This is a genomic window from Streptomyces sp. SD15 (assembly GCF_054462255.1).
The window spans coordinates 139,498-155,181 of sequence record NZ_JBTLMO010000001.1; the positions used below are offsets into that span (position 1 = coordinate 139,498).

Sequence of the window (15,684 nt, forward strand, 5' to 3'; positions counted from 1 at the left end):
TAGCCGACCGCTTTCTAGGGTCGAACGCAAGTCCACGGTCGCCGGTGCAGCTCAGCGGTGGACCGTCCGGAGTTCGGGCTGCCCGCCGAAGGAGTCCACCGCGTGTCGCGCCATCCCTCACTCATCGCCCAGCCGCTGAAGCGCACCTTCTGGACGCTGTCCGCCTGGGAGGACGAGCAGGCCCTCTACACGTACGCGAAGACCGAACCGCACCGGTCGATCATGAAGGGGTCCAGCCAAGGTAAGCCCAAAAAGGGGCAGTGGGATGATCTTGGCTGGACCCCTACTGGCGGCGCGGAATGGAGCCGTCGTCTGGGACCAGCTGCACCTGATGCTGCTGAAGAAGCTGCGGGTCGCGGGGGAGATCGACCGGTCCCGGGGAAGATTGACTGGTCTCGGACGAAGCTCGACTCTTCCCACGCCCCGTCAATAGCGTTCTGCCCTCAATGTGCTGCCCGGCTGGAGAACACCACCCAGCGGTTCAGTACGGCAGCGCGCTGTTCACAGCCACGGCAAGGTCGCAGTCCAGCGCGATAGGTAACCTTCTTGACCACGTCCCCCATACCGATCTCTCGTGCCCAGACGAGCCCGCAGGGTCGTTCAGGGCCTGCGGCCGTGAAAGGTGCGGCGCAGGTCACTCACCCAGGCGTCGGGATTCTCCCAGGGGATGAAGTGGCCGCCGTGGTCGTGGGCGTTGACGTTGACGTGGTTGAACCAATCGGCCTGCAGGCCGGTCTTGAATGCCCGGACGCGCTCGTCGGCGGTCTGGATGCCGGGCGGGTTCTCGTACGTGACGAAGGTGAGGCCGACCGGGGTCTGCACGACCGGGGTGCGGTCGTGGGCGGGAGCCCAGGGGTAGCGGTTGGCATTGGCGTAGTAACGCATCGACGTGGCGATGGAGTTGTTCACCCAGTAGATCGTGGCGTGGGTGAGCAGGTCGTCCTTGGTGAAGACGGACTCCACGTCGCCGCCGTTGTCGCTCCAGGCGTTCCAGCGCTCCAGCAGCCAGGCGAGCAGTCCGGCGGGTGAGTCGCTCAGCCCGTGGGCCAGGGTGGCGCCGTCGAGCATGTGCACGGCGAGGTGGGACGCCGAGCGGTGGTCCAGCTCGATGATGCGGGCGCGGACGTCGGCGGGCTGGTCGTCGGTGAGGGGCCGATTCCGGGCGAAGTCCCAGGCGCGGGGGCCGGTGAAGAAGTCGAGCGGCAGCCCGGAGCCGATGTGGATGCCGTACAGCTCGTCGGCGTACTTGTGGCCGAGCTGGCTGGAGACGATCCCGCCGATGTCGCAGCCCCCGGCGGCGTACTTCTCGTATCCCAGGGTCTCGGTCATCAGGGTGTGCCACAGGTCGGCGACCTTCCAGAAGTTGACGTCCGAAAAGCCGGTGAGCGGGCCGGGGAAACCGAAGCCGGGCAGGGACGGCACGATGACGTCGAACGCGTCGGCGGGGTCACCGCCGAACGCGGCCGGGTCGGCGAGCGGGTCGATCACCTTCGACCAGTGCCAGAACGTCCACGGCCAGCCGTGGGTGAGGATCAACGGGATCGGGCGAGGGCCGCGGCCGGGCTTGCCCATGAAGTGCACCGGGACACCGGCGACGCTCACCTGGTAGTGCTCGTAGATGTTGATGGCGGCCTCGGCCTTGCGCCAGTCGTAGCCGTCCCGCCAGTAGGCGACCAGCTCACGGAGATAACTGTCCGGGACGCCGTAGGACCAGTCCCCATTCCCTTCGTCCAGCGGCGGACGGGTCAATGTGAGACGGGCGCGCAGGTCATCGAGGACCTTGTCGGACACGTGGATCGGGGTGGGCTCCAGGGGGAAGGCGTGAGGGGTGGTCATGGCATGGTTCCTTACTGGGTAGAGGAAGCGGTGTCGTCGGCCTGTTGGGTGGTGGGGCGGTGAGCCGGGCCATTTCGAGGAGTGCGGGCAGCGACGCGGCGAGTGCCTGCCGGTGGTGCGGGTCGAGCCGGCCGGCCAGGGCGGCCAGGCGACCGATGCGCTCCTTTCGCCGCGACTCGACCACCTTGGCACCGGCGCGGACACTCAACGGCTCTGACGATAGGACGTTTCCACATCCACCCCGGGGCGGCGTTTCATAGGTGGTCGCTCGTGAAACACCCGCCGCGCGGCGACCCACCTGTGGCAAACATGTTTCATGAGTGGTTGCAGACGACTGGCCGACTGAAACACCCACACGAAACAGTTCGTGGTCGTGAGCGACGACTTCAAGCGTGCGGAATCGACGCATGGTGGCCACCGACAACGCCTCGTACTCCGACATGGTGTTCGGGCTGTTCACGATGCTGGGATACAACTTCTCGCCGCGCTTCAAGGACCTCAACGACCAGCGGTTCTGGCGGGCGGAGATGCCCGGAGTGGAGACCGGCGACTACGGGCCGCTGGAGGACCTGGCCCGCAACAAGGTGAACCTGAACAAGGTCACCACGCACTGGCCGGACATGCTGCGGGTCACGGGCTCGCTGGTGACTGGGCAGGTCCGTGCGTACGACCTGCTGCGGATGTTCGGCCGCGAGGGGCGGCCGACTCCGTTGGGCCAGACGTTCGCCGAGTACGGGCGGATCGCCAAGACCCTGCACCTGCTGCGGGTCGTCGACCCGGTCGACGACGCCTACCGGCGTCAGATGAACCGGCAACTGACCGTCCAGGAGTCGCGGCACAAGCTCGCCCGGGACATCTGCCACGGCAAGCGCGGCCAGATCACGCAGGCGTACCAAACGGGGCAGGAGGACCAGCTCGGTGCGCTCGGCCTGGTCCTCAATGCCGCCGTGCTCTGGACGACCCTCTACATCGACGCCGCCATCGCTCAACTCCGCGCCGAGGCCATGAGATCCGCGACGAGGACATCGCCCGGCTCTCCCCACTCAAGCACCGCAACCTCAACGTGCTCGGCCGCTACAGCTTCGCCGCGTCCGTCCCGCGCGACGGGCTGCGGCCCTTGCGTGCCCCGGACGCGCCCGCCCTGGACGAGGACGACGACGGCAGCGAGGATCTGTGAACTGTGCCGATCTTCATCCATGCCGCTCAGGGTCGGGTGCGGATTCCCTCGTAAAGGAGGTCGAGCACCCGGCTCACCTGATCGCGGTCCTCGATCACAGCCGCGACCATGGCGATACCGCTGAGGGACACCACCACATCGTCCGGTTCGACCTCGGGACGCGTGGCCCCCGCGGCCGCGGTTGCCGCCAGTAGCGTGCCGACGGCTTCGTCGACCCGCCTGCGGCTCTGCGCGAACGGGTCACCGCCCGCGGCCACGACGGCTCCGATCGCCTCCGCCAGGCCGATCTTGGTGGCCCAGTAGTCGACGAATCGGTCCATCCAGGTCCGCAGGGCGTCCTGGGGTGGTGCCTGCTCCAGCAGTTCCGCGGCCGCGGCGCACACGGCATCCAGTTCCGAGCGGTAGGCCGCCTCGATGAGGTCTTCGCGTGCCGGGAAGTGGCGGTAGACGGTGCCGACCCCGACGCCGGCCTGCTTGGCGATCTCGGTGAAGGGGACGTCCGGACCCCGCTCCACGAACAGGTGCAGCGCCACCTCGAGGATGCGGGCGCGGTTGCGCTGCCCGTCCGCGCGCGGTCTGCGCTGCGTCGTCCCGGTTCCGGTCACCGTCACCCCTAAGAAGCGGAATCCATTCCACTTGCATGGTACGCCCGGAGCGGGGCCCTCAGGCCCTGGCCGGGGGTCGGACGGCCGGACAGCCGGACAGCCGGACGGCCGGGAGCCGATCCCCGCAGTACGGGGTACACCGGCCCACACCCGAGCTTCAAGCTGCGGCCACGTCGAGCCTCCGCTTGCATCCGGAACGCATTCCGGTTAACTTGGCATTAACCGGAACAGATTCCGGATAACGATACGGCCCCCGCGACAGTGGCCCGCAAAACGCCTCCACGGGAAACGCCGACACGAACGGAGACACCCCCCCATGAACACCCACCAGCGCTTCACAACGCCCTTCGGCTTCCACAGCACCGCGAGCGAGGTCATCCAGGGCGTCGACCTGGCCGGCAAGCGCGCCATCGTCACCGGTGCCACCTCCGGAATCGGCGTGGAGACGGCCCGCGCCCTGGCCGGCGCCGGAGCCGACGTCACCCTCGCCGTCCGCAACGTCGAGGCCGGCCACCGCGTCGCCGCGGAGATCACGGCCAAGACCGGCAACCCCGAGGTGACCGCCGCACCGCTTCAGCTGGCCGACCAGGCCGCGGTCGCGTCGTTCACCGACGCCTGGCAGGGCCCGCTGCACATCCTGGTCAACAACGCTGGGGTCATGGCGCTGCCCGAGCTGCAGCGCACCCCCGAGGGCTGGGAGCTGCAGTTCGCCACCAACTACCTCGGGCACTTCAATCTGGCCCTCGGCCTCCACGAGGCGCTCGCCGCCGCGGGCGGCGCGCGCCTCGTCTCCCTGACCTCCATCGGCCACGTCTTCTCCCCGGTCGCCTTCGACGACGTCAACTTCGAGCGCCGCCCCTACGAGGAGTGGCCCGCCTACGGCCAGGCCAAGACCGCCAACTCGCTGCTGGCCGTGGAGGCGGCCACACGCTGGGCCGACGACGGCATCACCGCCAACGCCGTCATGCCTGGCGGCATCCGCACCGGCCTCCAGCGCCACCAGGAGGGCAACATGACGCCGGAGATCGAGGCGGCCTTCGCCGACTTCAACTGGAAGACCGTCGAGGAGGGCGCCGCCACCTCGGTGCTGGTGGCCGCGTCCCCGCTGCTCGAGGGCGTCACCGGCCGCTACTTCGAGGACTGCAACGAAGCTGTGGTCAAGCCCGACCTCGACCCCTCCGCGACCACCGGTGTGCTCCCCTACGCACTCGACGCGGATGATGCGGCGCGGCTGTGGGACCTCGGCACCAAGATGCTCCACGCGTAAGACACCCCGCCCCCGAAAGGAACCCTCACTGCCATGAACATCCAAGGAAAGACAGCTTTGATCGCGGGGGCCACGTCCGAGCTGGGCCGGGGGGGGTGGCCCGCCACTTCGCCGAGCGCGGAGCGAACGTCGCCCTCCTCGGACGCCGCCGTGAGCTCGCCGAGAAACTCGCCGCCGGCATCGGCGACAACGCGGTCGGGCTCGGGGTCGACATCACCGACCCCGACCAGGTGGCCGCGGCCGTCCGGGCGACCCTCGACCGGTTCGGCAGGATCGACATCGACGTCAACACCGCGGGCTACATCGACACGATTCCGCTGACCACGGCCGACGGAAAGCCCACCGACCCGGCGGGCTTCACCCGGATGTTCGCCACGAACGTCGTGGGCACCTTCAATGTCATGAGCCAGGCTGCCGCGGCCATGCTCGAGTGGCACCAGCGCTACCGAGGCCCTGGCGTGATGATCTACTGGCATGTTGAGCGGAAGTCGGTGTGCATCTACTCCCAGCTCAAGTCGTGTTCGGCCTCCGAGGTCGCGTCGATGATCGAGGGCGTGCTGAGGCACTGCACCGACATGGAGGTGGACCGGCAGTACACCGACACCCACGGCGCCTCCATCGCCGGGTTCGCCTTCGCTCACATGCTCGACTTCAAGTTGATGCCTCGTCTGAAGAACATCGGCTCGGCGAAGCTGTACCGGCCGGCGGCCGGTCAGGACGACCAGTGGCCGAACCTGGGTCCGGTGCTCTCCACCAAGACGATCGACTGGGACCTGATCGCCCAGCAGTACGACCAGATCGTGAAGTACACCACCGCCCTGCGGCTGGGCACCGCTGAGGCCGAGCAGGTCCTGCGGCGCTTCACTCGGGGTGGGCCGAAACACCCGACGTACCGGGCGATCGAGGAGCTCGGGCGGGCGGTGCGGACCTCGTTCGTCTGTGACTACCTGGCCGACGTCGAGATGCGGCAGGAGATTCACGAGGGGTTGCAGGTGGTGGAGAACTGGAACTCGGCGAACAAGGACCTCTTCTACGGCAAGGACGGTGACCTGGCCGGTTCGGACAAGGAGTCCCAGGAGGTGTCCATGCTCGCGCTGCACCTGCTCCAGTCCGCTCTGGTGCACGTCAACACTCTGCTGATGCAGGAGGTCCTGGCCGATCCGAAGTGGGCAGACAAGCTGACCGACGCGGACCGCCGGGCGCTGTCGCCGCTGTTCTGGACCCATGTGAATCCGTACGGCCGGTTCGAGCTGGACATGAACAGCCGTCTCGATCTGGACCTGTCCGTCCGGGTGACGATGCCCGGTCCGCGTACCCCGCAGGGTGAGGCGGCGGCAGCTCCGGCGTGACGCCCGGGCTCCGGGCCTGGCTGGAGCCGGGTGAAGACGCCGTTGCTCGGTACTCACGTTCCGCTACGAAACATGTGGCTTTACCGGCAGTGTCCGCCCTGACTACGGGTGGCGTTGTCCCGGCCGGTGCTGGGGGCTGCTGAGGGTCCAGGAGGCGAGGAGGTCGAGGGCCTGTCTGGATGCTGATGCGGCCTCGGTGGTGTACAGAAACAGCGCGGTCTCGCTGTCGCCGGGAAGGGTGAGGGTTTCGTACTCGACGGTGAGTTGACCGACGAGGGGATGCAGGAGCCTCTTTGAGCCGTGGGTGCGCTGGTGCACGCGGTGTTGCTGCCACCAGTGGTCGAAGTCGTCGCTGCGCTCTCTCAGTTCGGCGATGAGTTCTTGTGTGGCCTGGTCGCCGGAGTCGCGGCCGGCGTCCAGGCGTAGGTTCTCCACTGCGGCGCGGGCCTGGATCTCCCAGTCGATGAACAGGGCGCGCGCGTCCTGGTCGAGGAAGAGCCAGCGCGCGTAGTTCCGTTCGCCGGGCGGCATGGCATCGAAGTCGGTGAAGAGTGCTTTGGCCATCCGGTTCGCGCCGAGGACGTCGGTGCGGCGTCCCAGGATGAGTGCGGGGCTGCCGTCCAGGCACTCCAGCAGTTGGTGGAGGCCGGGGCGCAGGCGCTGCACGCTGGGGGTGCGCCGCCGTGCGGGGGCGGTGGTGGTGTCGATGAGGTCGTTGAGGTGGGCCTGGCTTGCGGCGTCGAGGCCGAGGGCGTGTCCGATGGCTTCGACGACAGCGGGCGAGGGGGTGATGCGGCGCCCCTGTTCGAGGCGGGCGTAGTAGTCGGCGGAGACGCCGGCCAGGCGGGCGACCTCCTCTCGCCGCAGCCCGGGGACGCGGCGCACGCGCCCGTCGGGGGGCAGGCCGGCTCGTGCGGGGTCGCACTGGGCGCGGGCGCGTTTGAGGAAGTCCGCGAGCTCGCGGTTGGGGGAGGCCATGACCTCAGTGTGGCCGAGGCTCGGCAGGAACGGCCGTCATAGCTGGGACTGTCAGTCCTAGGTTGCCCGGACCGAGGCTGCGCAGGGCCGATGATGGCGTCCGCAGGGCGATGGTGGCGGGCCACAGTGGAGTCAGCGCCGGATCGGACACCCGATCCGGCGGGCCCCCAGCACTCGATGCGCAAAGGATCGTCATGTCTTCCACCGCCGTTTCCCCCGGAACCTGGTTCGTCACCGGCACCTCCCGCGGACTGGGCCTTGAGCTGGTCAGGCAGCTGCTCGCCCAGGGCGGCAATGTCGCGGCCACCACACGGTCCGCCGAGCGCCTGACGGCGGCCCTGGGCGAGGGCGTCGACACCGGCCGGTTGCTGCCCCTGACGGTCGACCTGACCGACGAGGCCCAGGTCAAGGATGCGGTCGGCCGTGCCGTCGAGCGCTTCGGCCGCCTGGATGTGGTGGTCAACAACGCGGGCTACGGCTTCCTCGCCGCCCTCGAGGAGACCAGCGACAAGGACGTGCGCGACATGCTCGACGTCCAGGTCGTCGGCGTGTGGAACGTTCTGCGCGCGGTAGTGCCGGTGCTGCGTGAGCAGCGCGGCGGCCGCATCATCAACGTCTCCTCGGTGCTCGGCCTGACCGCCGTGCCCGGCTGGGCGCTGTACTGCGCGGGCAAGTTCGCGCTGGAAGGGCTGACCGAGGCGCTGGCCGCCGAGGTGGAGGGCTTCGGCATCAAGGTCACCATCGTCGAGCCCGGCTACCTCCGCACCTCCTTCCTCGCCTCGGACTCGCTGGCCCTGCCCGCCGAGACCTCCACGCACTACCCGGCGGTGCGCGCCATGGTGGACGACCACATCAAGCTCCAGGGACACCAGCTCGGCGACCCGGCCAAGGCAGCCAGCGCCATCATCCGCCGGGCCCGCCTCGACGACGGCCCGCTGCGCCAGCTCCTTGGCTCCGACGCCCACGCCTACGCCACCGCGAAGGTCGACGCGCTGCGAGCCAACCTCGACGCCACCGCGGCCGACGCCCCCGCCACCGATTTCCCCGCGGCCTGACCGGCCTGCCTGCCTGACGGACCAGCCCGCCCGACCGGCCCGTACGCGGCCCTCAGATGCACGACCACATCCAGGCGCAATCACTCACAGTAATAACTTTTGACAGAAGGTAAGGAAACGCAATGAGCAGGATCCTGATCGTCATGTCCGCCGCCACCGTCTGGGAGCGCACCGACGGCTCGCAGTACCCGACGGGCTACTGGGCCGAGGAGCTCGCCGCGCCGCACGAGAGGTTCGTCCAGGCCGGGCACACGGTCGACTTCGCCTCTCCCGGCGGAGTGCTGCAGCCACTGGACCAGCACAGCGCGGACCCCGCTGTCGCCGGCGAGGACTGCGCCCACTATGTGGCCCATGCCCAGCAGGCGCTGAGCGACTTCGGTGCGCTGCTCAAGCTGGACGAGGTCAGCGCCGACACCTACGACGCCATCGTCCTGCCCGGCGGCCACGGTCCCGTCGTCGACCTCTTCAAGGACCGTGACCTCGGCCGGCTCCTCATCGCCGCCGACCGCGCGGGAAAGGTCATCGGTGCGGTCTGCCACGGGCCGGCCGGTCTGCTCAGCGCGGTCGACGACAACGGGCAGTGGATCTTCACCGGGCGCCGTATGGCCGCCTTCACCGACGAGGAGGAGCGCATGTTCGGCACTGCGGAAAACGCTCCCTGGCTCCAGGCCGGCCGCCTGCGCGAGATGGGTGCCCGCCACGAACAGGGCGAGCCCTACCAGCCGTTCAACATCAAGGACGGCAACCTCTTCACCGGTCAGAACCCTGCATCCAGCGCCCCCATGGCCGACGCCATCAACAGCGCACTGAACGAGTCCTGACCACGCCCCAGGCCGGCGCGGAGGCGTGCACGACGCCAGGACACGCCTCCGCTCCCGCCCGGTGCGGCCCCCAAAAGCCCCGCCAGGTTGTCTCCCGGCGCCCAGACCATCCCCCATGCACCACGTCGGCCCACGGAGGCACGCATGCCCCTCGTTCTGGACAACCGGCGGCGTCGTACACCCGACAACGACACCCGAGAATCGACCGACGAAGCCATGAACCCCGCACGCACCGCCCCCACTTGGTGGGTATGGCTGTCCGTCCTGCCCATCCTGTCGCTGTTCATCCTCTCCAACGCCGCGACCCCGCTCTACACGGTCTGGCAGCAACGCATGGGCTTCTCCGACGGCACCCTCACGCAGATCTTCGTCGTCTACATCGCCGGACTACTGGTCTCACTGCTCCTCGCCGGCCCCGCCTCCGACCGGCTGGGCCGCAAACCCGTTCTGATACCCGCCCTGGCACTGTCCCTTGCCGGCTGCGCGCTGTTCGTCACAGCCGCCGATGTCACGGTCCTGCTGGTCGCTCGCCTGCTCACCGGCGTCTGCGTCGGGGCCGTCGTCTCCTGCGGCATGGCGGCCGTGACCGACCTCGCCGGTGCCAGGCGCGGGAAACTGGCGGCGCTGCTGGCCTCCTCCGCCATCGTCCTCGGCTCCGGCATCGGACCGCTCTTCGCCGGGGCCCTCACCGATGCCGTCGACGAGCCGGTCGCACCCGTCTTCCTCACCCTGCTCGTCCTGCTGGCGGGATCACTGCTGATCGCCATCAAGATGCCGCTCACCGCGCACCCGCACCGGGGCGGCCCCCTCATCCGGCTTCCCTCCGTACCGCGCCAGCAGGTGACACACCTCGCCCTCGGTATCGCCGTCTTCGCCCCGGGCCTGGTGGGAGGGTCGTTCTTCCTGGCCCTGAGCCCCTCCCTCCTCTACAGCCTGCGGCCCGGCTCCACCGCGCTGGCAGCCGGGGCACTGGTCTTCGTCGCCTTCGCCGCGGCGACGGCGATCCAGTTCGCGGCACGGCGCCTGGCCCTGCCGGTCACCCTCGCCACAAGCGCATGCGCCACCCTTGCCGGTATGGCCGCCCTGTTCGCGGCGGCCTCCGCTCATTTCCTGCCCGCCCTCTACGCCGCCGCTGCTCTCATCGGCGTCGGACAAGGGGCCGGGCAGCTCGCCGGCTTCACCCTGCTGAACACGACCGTGCCGCGCCACCGGCTCGCAGCCGCGAACGCGTCCTTGAGCATGGGCGCCTACCTCCCGGCAGCGGCCTGCACCCTCGCCGCCGGTCTGGCCAGCGACACCTTCGGCATCGACACCAGCACCCAGCTGCTGACCGCTCCCCTCCTGCTGATGACCGCCGTCACCGCCGTCATCATCGTCGTCCGACGTCACCGCCTCCCCACGAGCGACTGACGGCGCGAGCAGCCGGCGACCACTGTTCACCGACCACTGTTCACCCACCTGAACCGCTGGCGGGGGGGTCTGCACGAATCACGTGAGAGTCCGCTGCCTGGCGGCAGCAGACTCTCACAAACGGTCCTTTGCCCGAGCAAGATCAAAAAAGGGCGTCCGGAGACCGCCGAATCCCGGATCGGGTCGCAGAAGCCGTTCTCACTCAAAAGTGGCAGGAGTGGGGTTCTGCGACTTGAGTTGTGCGAAAATCCGGGGTCATGACGGACCCTCAAGAACCTTCCCCGCCCGCCGCGTCGGAAGCCGATCTCGTCGAACGCCATCCGTGCCTCAAGTGCAAGGCGGCTCCCGGCTCGCCGTGCCGCTCACGCAGCGGGGCGGTCGCCTCCGCCTATCACACCGGCCGCTTCACCAAGGTCCCGAAGCTCACAAAGGAGCTGCGGGTACAGACGCCGGCCGACCGCGGACCCGGCCAGCCGTGGCGGCCCGGCGCCCCGGTGCCCGCAGCCGTCGACCCGGACCTGCCGAGCGCGGACATCCGCATCGGCTACGCCCGCTGCTCGCCCCTCGGGCAGGAACTCGACTCGCAACTGGACGCGCTCGCCAAGCACGGCATCGAGCGAGAGAAAATCTTCAGCGAGAAGATCAGCACCCGCATCAAGGTCCGCCCCGCCTTCGAAGAGGCGCTGAAGACCGCCCGGGAGATCAAGGCGCACGCCCCGCACTGCCAAGTCCTGTTCACGGTGTACGAGATGAAGAGACTCGGGCGCGATGCCGCAGAGCTCACCGCCCTCGCCGACCATCTGACCGAGCACGGCCTGGTGCTAGAGATGCTCGCCGGACCGCTGCCCGGCATCTACGACCCCACCGGGCCGGGCAAGCTCCTGTTCGGCTTCTTCGCGGCGATGGCAGAGACGGAGCGGGAGACCATCCGCGAGTCGACGCTGGAAGGGCTCGACACCGCGGCCCGCAAGGGCAAGTACGGCGGCCGGCCCCGGGTCATCACCGACGACATGCTGCACACCGTGCTCCGCCGCAAGGCGCTCGGCGAGTCCGTCGAGCAGATCCAGCCCGACCTGATCATCCCCACCGGCAAGCGCAAGGGGCAGAGCCCCAGCGTCGCCAGCATCTATCGGGCGCTCGCCGAGCACGAGAAGGCCCAGGCGTACCCCGAGGCCGTCGAGACGGCGCACGACGACTTCGCCGCTCTTCAGCAGCGCGACCGCAGCCCCGTGTAGTTACTCAGTGTTACTCGCCACTTGGCGGCAGCTATACGAGAACTGGGCCGGCTTCACGTCCCCGGCTTCCACGGCTTCGCCGCCCCGGTTTGCGCGCCGCGCGCCACCGACGCGTTCGCGTCCGTCGCCGTCGCCGCGAACGCTTCCGCCGCGGCGGGGAACGCGGCGAGTCGCTGAACGTCTCGTCATCGCACCACCCCCATCCTGACCTGGCGGGCGTCCGCACCCCTCACGTCGGCGCGGCCATCTGCCCAACCCGGCCCGCGCCATCCCAGACCGACGGAGGACCATGGCCGCCGACAGCACCCCCGACGCCGCCCCCGTCCAGGCGCGTGCCCGCGCGCTCCTGCGCCGCCCCAAGCTGTGGCTGGTGCCTACCGTGCTGAGCGGGCTGCTCGCGCTGCTGCTGTCCCTGCTCTACATGGGTGGCATCGTCAACCCGAACCGGGATCTGCACGACATGCCCATCGGCATCGTCAACGAGGACCAGGGCAAGCCGCCGGCCGGGCAGCAAGAGAATCTGGGAACGCAGATCACCCAGTCCGTCATCGCCGACACCTCCGGCAAGGCCGACTGGCAACGGCTCACCAGGGCGCAGGCACAGGACAGACTGGCCTCCGGCAAGATCTACGGCACCCTGGTCGTCCCCGTCGACTTCACCACGTCCGTCACCGCGCTCACCACGTCGAACGCCACGGCCCGGCCGACCCTGACCGCGCTGACCAACCCCGGTATGGGCAGTCTCGGCTCCTCGCTGGCGAACCGGATCACCCAGCAGTCGGCCGAGCAGGCCTCCCTGACCATCGGCAAGCAGCTGACGGCGTCCCCCGCCACCACGAACGCCGACGCCACGACGCGCCTGCTGCTGGCCGACCCGGTCACGGTCACCACCCAAGTCGGCCATCCCATCGGCGACCACAGCGGCCTGGGGCTGAGCGCGTTCTACTACACCCTGCTCCTCGTGCTTGCCGGGTTCATGGGCGGCAATGTCATCAGCAACGGCGTGGACACCGCCCTCGGCTACGCCGACAACGAGCTCGGCCCCTGGCACACCCGACGCCCCACCGTGCCCATCAGCCGTACCCAGACGCTGCTTCTGAAGATGGGCATGACCGCAGGCATCACCGTGCTGACCACCACGCTGGTCATGGTCGCCACCGTGGCGATCCTCGGCATGGACGCCTCCCATCTGCCGCTGCTGTGGATCTACTCGTACTGCGCGAGCCTCGCGGTCGGGCTGAGTGTGCAGGCCATCAACGCGGCCTTCGGCGGGATCGGCCAGCTCGTGTCCATGTTCGTGTTCATCGTCCTGGGCCTGCCCTCCTCCGGATCCACCATCCCCCTGGAGGCCGTTCCCGGCTTCTACCGCTTCCTGTCCGTCTTCGAGCCGATGCGCCAGCTCAGCGGCGGAGTGCGCGCCATCCTCTTCTTCGACGCGCGCGGCGACGCCGGCCTCACCCGCGCCTGGACCATGATCGCGGCAGGCGCCGTCCTCGCCTTGCTCTTCGGGTTCGCGATGACCCGTTACTACGACCGCAAGGGCCTGCACCGCCTGACCCCCCAGCCCGCCTGAACAGCGGACAGACAGCGGACAGCGTGCGAAAGGGGCTCAGTCGCGGCAGGACTCGCCGCGCCGCTGTCGCGGGCAGGGCGTGATCGGGGCCAGCCACAGTCCGACGATGGCGTCGATCAGCCCGAGGGCGGCATCGTGCCAACTGGACCGAGGCGTTGGGGCGTTGTCGGCGAGGGCGCGCTCGCGCTCGGCGCACAGGTGCACCAGCAGCTCGCGCGCCATGTCACTGCGCTCGGCGCGCACCTCGACCGGCAGCTCGGAAAGGCACCGGTGCAGTCTTTCGAGGACCGTCCGCATCGACGGGGACCTCAGGGTCTCGTCGACCATGATCGGGCGGAACGCGGGGTCGGTCATCACCTGTGCGGTGAAACGGGCGTACCACGTAGGTCTGCCCAGCTCCGCCAGGTGCTCGGTGAGGGGGCGCACCAAGCAGGTCACCCAGTCCCGGATGTCCTCGGAGTCGCCCATCTCGGCCAGCAGCCGCACCCGCACCCGCTCGACCTGCTCGGAGTGCTTGCGCGCGATCGCCCGTACCAGGTCGGCCTTGGTGCCGAAGTGGTAGCCGACCGCGGAAAATATGGCGATCGCAGGACCCAGACGGAGGCTCCGCCATGCCCGAGCCCCTTGCTCACCCCTCCGACTCCGGGACGAGCGGCCCGCCGCGGCCGAACACCGTAGTGGCGGTACTGGCCTTCTCCGGGATCGTTCTGACTCAAGTAGGCCAAGCAGGACGTCCCGCCGTGGGCACGCCGACCGGGGCCTCCTCGAGCGGAGGCGGCCCCGCCGCGCCAAACCCGTGGGGACGGGGGACAGCGCAGTCCCGGGCTCGGCGGCCGGTCCACTCCGCCGTCCGCCGCCGAGCCCGAGGACACCAACCGACGTCGACTCCTTCGACGTCGTGGACCAACGGCACGTGGAATTCAAGGAGTTGGCGCGCACGTGCACAAGCGGGGCGACGAGGGCCGAGTCGCGATCCCGCCGCCTATTCGACCTCGTCGAGAAAGCCGAGCACGCGCTGTGTGAGCAGGGTGGCGGCCTGCTCGTCGTACGAGGGAAGGCTGTTGTCGGCGAACAGGTGTTGCTTGCCCGGGTAGAGGAACAGTTCGGCGGCGCCGGAGGCCGAGTCGACCAGGGCGCGGGCCGCGTCGATGTCGCCCTCGTCGACGAAGAACTCGTCCGCGTCCATGGCGTGGATCTGGACCGGGACGGCCGGCGGCCATGCGCCGCCGAACTCCGAGGTGGGAACGCAGGAGTGGAACAGCAGCGCGCCCTTCGCGCCGGCCCGGGTCTGGGCGAGGGACTGCGCCGGCAGGACGCCGAGGGAGAATCCGGCGTACACGATCCCGGTGGGCAGGTCTGCGGCGACGGCCCGCCCCCGCTCTACGATCGAGCCGAACCCGACCCGCTGAGCATGGGCGGCTCCGTCCTCGAGGTCGTCGAAGACCTGCCCCTCGTACAGATCCGGGACGTGCACGGTATGACCTGCCCGCCTCAGCGTTTCGGCGAACTCGCGTACACCGGACGTCAGCCCATTCGCGTGATGGAACAGCAGCACCTCAGCCATTTCGGCCCCCTCCCTGTGCGATGCCCGGATGGCTCCGCGGCACGAGTATCGCCTGAGCTCCCGACGTCTCCTGCCGGTTTCGAGGGAGCGGGCAAGCCTAGAGGTCGGCGAGCGCACCGCACGGCGAGAGGTGGGGGCGCCGGTGGCTGCCGGAGACCCGTCCGGAGCCGGTGCCCTGTTCGCCCCGGCTCGCTCAGTCGGTGCCCGTCCCCCCGCAGACGACCGGCAGGGCATGATGACCGGCATGCGCATCCGCATCGACGCTGTCGACCTGCCCGGCCTCACCTGCCCGGCCCCCGCCGACGGCAACGTCCCCGCGTACGGCAACCTCCACGTCGCCGTGCAACGCCGCGACCGTCCGGGCGAACTCCTCGACCCACAGCCCGGTGACGCCGCAACGGCGACCTGGACCCTGGAGTGCACCGCGGTCGCCACGCCGACGGGCACCGACGTGAAAGGCCCCTACGTGCAGGACCGTCTGGGCCGCCGGTTCATCTACCTGTCGTGGGGCACGGTCGACGAGGCCGGCGTCTTCGCCATGTTCCGCCGCGCCAAGCTCATGCTCGACGCCATCCCCGCCGAGGTGCTCGCCGCCGCCACCCGCAGCGGCCTGCTGGTCGGACGTCTCGGTCTGACCGACGCGTGCGGCCGGCCCCGCTGCGCGCGCGTCGAGCCCCCGGACATCGTCTGGACGGCCGATTCCGCCGTCGATGTCAAACACGACTCCCGTGGGCGGGTGGTGCGTTGAGAGGGCGCCCGGAGTGAGGCATTCCGTATTCCGCCCATCGGACGCACAGCCGGACGGCGGAGTGCT

Annotated in this window: 12 protein-coding genes and 4 pseudogenes; 11 read left to right on the plus strand and 5 right to left on the minus strand. The window is 69.4% G+C overall.

Going from position 1 to position 15,684, the window contains the following annotated elements:
* Window positions 1–117 precede the first annotated feature (117 nt).
* Window positions 118–231, plus strand: a pseudogene (locus tag ACX28W_RS00670) (DUF3291 domain-containing protein); the annotation flags it as partial.
* A gap of 369 nt (window positions 232–600) precedes the next feature.
* Here ACX28W_RS00670 and ACX28W_RS00675 read toward each other — a convergent pair.
* Window positions 601–1,836 carry an epoxide hydrolase family protein gene (locus ACX28W_RS00675; protein WP_458996764.1) on the minus strand — a complete coding sequence of 412 codons (1,236 nt, stop codon included), beginning with the start codon at window positions 1,834–1,836 and terminating at the stop codon, window positions 601–603.
* A gap of 407 nt (window positions 1,837–2,243) precedes the next feature.
* On the opposite strand from ACX28W_RS00675, the pseudogene ACX28W_RS00680 reads away from it, so the two are divergent.
* A pseudogene (locus tag ACX28W_RS00680) lies at window positions 2,244–3,013 on the plus strand (Tn3 family transposase); the annotation flags it as partial.
* A 26-nt stretch (window positions 3,014–3,039) separates the two neighbouring features.
* Here the strand turns inward: ACX28W_RS00680 and ACX28W_RS00685 are convergent.
* Entirely contained in the window at window positions 3,040–3,618 is a 579-nt protein-coding gene (locus tag ACX28W_RS00685; protein ID WP_458996765.1) for a TetR/AcrR family transcriptional regulator, read from the minus strand.
* Between the two features lie 316 nt (window positions 3,619–3,934).
* Here ACX28W_RS00685 and ACX28W_RS00690 point away from each other — a divergent pair, with 316 nt between their 5' ends.
* The 3 genes and pseudogenes from ACX28W_RS00690 to ACX28W_RS00700 all read left to right on the plus strand — a co-directional run.
* A complete protein-coding gene (locus ACX28W_RS00690) occupies window positions 3,935–4,885 on the plus strand; it encodes an SDR family NAD(P)-dependent oxidoreductase (RefSeq protein ID WP_458996766.1) in 951 nt (316 codons plus the stop codon).
* Window positions 4,886–4,980: 95 nt separating this feature from the next.
* Window positions 4,981–5,304: pseudogene (locus ACX28W_RS00695) on the plus strand (SDR family oxidoreductase); the annotation flags it as partial.
* A gap of 3 nt (window positions 5,305–5,307) precedes the next feature.
* Window positions 5,308–6,234, plus strand: a pseudogene (locus ACX28W_RS00700) (transposase); the annotation flags it as partial.
* Window positions 6,235–6,336: 102 nt separating this feature from the next.
* Here the strand turns inward: ACX28W_RS00700 and ACX28W_RS00705 are convergent.
* Complete coding sequence (locus tag ACX28W_RS00705) at window positions 6,337–7,212, minus strand: helix-turn-helix transcriptional regulator (protein ID WP_458996767.1); 876 nt, start codon at window positions 7,210–7,212, stop codon at window positions 6,337–6,339.
* A gap of 194 nt (window positions 7,213–7,406) precedes the next feature.
* Between ACX28W_RS00705 and ACX28W_RS00710 the strand changes: the two genes are divergently transcribed.
* From ACX28W_RS00710 to ACX28W_RS00730, 5 genes are all read left to right on the plus strand, one after another.
* Window positions 7,407–8,267: an SDR family oxidoreductase gene (locus tag ACX28W_RS00710; RefSeq protein WP_458996768.1), complete on the plus strand. Its 861-nt coding sequence runs from the start codon at window positions 7,407–7,409 to the stop codon at window positions 8,265–8,267.
* Between the two features lie 122 nt (window positions 8,268–8,389).
* Complete coding sequence (locus ACX28W_RS00715) at window positions 8,390–9,088, plus strand: type 1 glutamine amidotransferase domain-containing protein (RefSeq protein ID WP_458996769.1); 699 nt, start codon at window positions 8,390–8,392, stop codon at window positions 9,086–9,088.
* 144 nt (window positions 9,089–9,232) lie between these two features.
* Window positions 9,233–10,498 carry an MFS transporter gene (locus ACX28W_RS00720; RefSeq protein ID WP_458996770.1) on the plus strand — a complete coding sequence of 422 codons (1,266 nt, stop codon included), beginning with the start codon at window positions 9,233–9,235 and terminating at the stop codon, window positions 10,496–10,498.
* Between the two features lie 257 nt (window positions 10,499–10,755).
* A complete protein-coding gene (locus ACX28W_RS00725; protein WP_458996771.1) occupies window positions 10,756–11,733 on the plus strand; it encodes a recombinase family protein in 978 nt (325 codons plus the stop codon).
* A 289-nt stretch (window positions 11,734–12,022) separates the two neighbouring features.
* Window positions 12,023–13,306 carry a YhgE/Pip domain-containing protein gene (locus ACX28W_RS00730; RefSeq protein WP_458996772.1) on the plus strand — a complete coding sequence of 428 codons (1,284 nt, stop codon included), beginning with the start codon at window positions 12,023–12,025 and terminating at the stop codon, window positions 13,304–13,306.
* Between the two features lie 36 nt (window positions 13,307–13,342).
* On the opposite strand, the gene ACX28W_RS00735 is transcribed toward ACX28W_RS00730, so the two are convergent.
* Both ACX28W_RS00735 and ACX28W_RS00740 read right to left on the minus strand, forming a co-directional pair.
* On the minus strand, window positions 13,343–13,903 hold the full coding sequence (locus tag ACX28W_RS00735) for a TetR/AcrR family transcriptional regulator (protein ID WP_458996985.1): 561 nt from the start codon (window positions 13,901–13,903) through the stop codon (window positions 13,343–13,345).
* Between the two features lie 385 nt (window positions 13,904–14,288).
* Window positions 14,289–14,870 carry a dienelactone hydrolase family protein gene (locus ACX28W_RS00740; RefSeq protein WP_458996773.1) on the minus strand — a complete coding sequence of 194 codons (582 nt, stop codon included), beginning with the start codon at window positions 14,868–14,870 and terminating at the stop codon, window positions 14,289–14,291.
* 244 nt (window positions 14,871–15,114) lie between these two features.
* On the opposite strand from ACX28W_RS00740, the gene ACX28W_RS00745 reads away from it, so the two are divergent.
* Complete coding sequence (locus ACX28W_RS00745) at window positions 15,115–15,618, plus strand: DUF5990 family protein (RefSeq protein WP_458996774.1); 504 nt, start codon at window positions 15,115–15,117, stop codon at window positions 15,616–15,618.
* The last annotated feature ends 66 nt before the right edge of the window (window positions 15,619–15,684 follow it).

Coding starts and splice junctions, on each gene's coding strand:
- ACX28W_RS00675 (WP_458996764.1), bottom strand. CDS start 1,836: ATGACCACCCCTCACGCCTTCCCCCTGGAGCCCACCCCGATCCACGTG.
- ACX28W_RS00690 (WP_458996766.1), top strand. CDS start 3,935: ATGAACACCCACCAGCGCTTCACAACGCCCTTCGGCTTCCACAGCACC.
- ACX28W_RS00705 (WP_458996767.1), bottom strand. CDS start 7,212: ATGGCCTCCCCCAACCGCGAGCTCGCGGACTTCCTCAAACGCGCCCGC.
- ACX28W_RS00710 (WP_458996768.1), top strand. CDS start 7,407: ATGTCTTCCACCGCCGTTTCCCCCGGAACCTGGTTCGTCACCGGCACC.
- ACX28W_RS00715 (WP_458996769.1), top strand. CDS start 8,390: ATGAGCAGGATCCTGATCGTCATGTCCGCCGCCACCGTCTGGGAGCGC.
- ACX28W_RS00720 (WP_458996770.1), top strand. CDS start 9,233: ATGCCCCTCGTTCTGGACAACCGGCGGCGTCGTACACCCGACAACGAC.
- ACX28W_RS00725 (WP_458996771.1), top strand. CDS start 10,756: ATGACGGACCCTCAAGAACCTTCCCCGCCCGCCGCGTCGGAAGCCGAT.
- ACX28W_RS00730 (WP_458996772.1), top strand. CDS start 12,023: ATGGCCGCCGACAGCACCCCCGACGCCGCCCCCGTCCAGGCGCGTGCC.
- ACX28W_RS00740 (WP_458996773.1), bottom strand. CDS start 14,870: ATGGCTGAGGTGCTGCTGTTCCATCACGCGAATGGGCTGACGTCCGGT.
- ACX28W_RS00745 (WP_458996774.1), top strand. CDS start 15,115: ATGCGCATCCGCATCGACGCTGTCGACCTGCCCGGCCTCACCTGCCCG.